The following is a 1125-nucleotide window of genomic DNA, read 5'->3' as shown; positions in this document are numbered from 1 at the left end:
GGCGTAGATTGCCGGGCTTAACGTAGTTTTCGGAGCGGTAGTAATCAAAGCCGTAGCGTAGCGTATGAGCCAGATCGCCCGTTTCAAATTTACTCTTAGCGCCGATTTTGCCGCCTTTGGTCTCGACGCCCCATTTTACGTTCGTCGAAGTCGATCCGATGCGTTGATGCTTTGTGTAGTATCCAGTGATGTCGAGTTCTAGCAGGTCGCTTGGATTATATGTGTATTTGATCGTGTGCGTATCGCGCTCGTATTTGCGGTTATCCAGCTGCCCGTTTAGCCATGAGCCAAATTCCGGTCGCAGCGGATAGAGACCTTTATACTGCATATGCTCGGTAGAGAGCGAAATTTTATGGAAATCCAAAAATCTATAGCCCGCTTTTAATAAATAATTTATGTCGTTGCCGTCGCCGCCCGTAGGTTTGCCGTTGCCAGATTCGCCGAAGCCGTATCCGTAGTGCTTAAACGCAGCAAGCATATCTAGGCTATCAAACGCTCTGCCGTAGAGCATCGCACTTTGCGAATAGCCTTCGTTATTGCTCGTATAGCCCACTTTGAGCTTCGCGCCGATATTTTGACCGTCCTCAAGCATGTCAGAAGCGTCTACCGTCCTGAAGGCAACTGAGCCGCCCAAAGCGCCCGAGCCGTTCACGACTGAGCGCGCGCCTACATCGACCTCTACGGCTTTGATAAGATCAGGATCGATTAGTAAATCGGCGTTGTGATGAAAGGTATTGCCGTTTTGCTTCGCGCCGTCAATCGTGATATTTAGACCGCGATCGCTCACGCCGCGCATATAAATTTTTTGATTCATGCCGTTGGTGCCGCCCACATAAACGCCTGGGATGTCGCGAAATACATCTTTGATGAGCGTAGCGTTGCGAGTATTGATTTTGATATCATCCACGGTGCTAGGCGTGCTAGAATCGCTAGTAACTTCGATTACGCCCAGGCTTTGCGTATTTGAATCCTTGCTTTTGGATGTGTCCGTAGCGCTTGATTTCTCGTCTGCTTGTGCGCTTAAGCAAAGAACCGCGCACAAAGACAAAGCCAGATGAAATTTTTTCATACGAAACTCCTAAATGATAATGAGATTAAAAAAATACAAATAATATAAAATTAATC

1 protein-coding gene is annotated in these 1125 nt (G+C 47.6%); it reads right to left on the bottom strand.

All coding sequences use genetic code 11. The features are described 5' to 3' along the window. On the bottom strand, positions 1-1069 hold a 1069-nt coding region (locus Q0277_RS09065), incomplete at its 3' end, for a TonB-dependent receptor plug domain-containing protein (protein WP_297997419.1). Positions 1070-1125: the final 56 nt, after the last annotated feature.

The sequence above is a fragment of the uncultured Campylobacter sp. genome (assembly GCF_938030815.1).
Taxonomy (GTDB): Bacteria; Campylobacterota; Campylobacteria; order Campylobacterales; family Campylobacteraceae; genus Campylobacter_B.
Note: the sequence above shows the minus strand (reverse complement) of the source record. Positions and strands in the feature narration are given on the sequence as shown.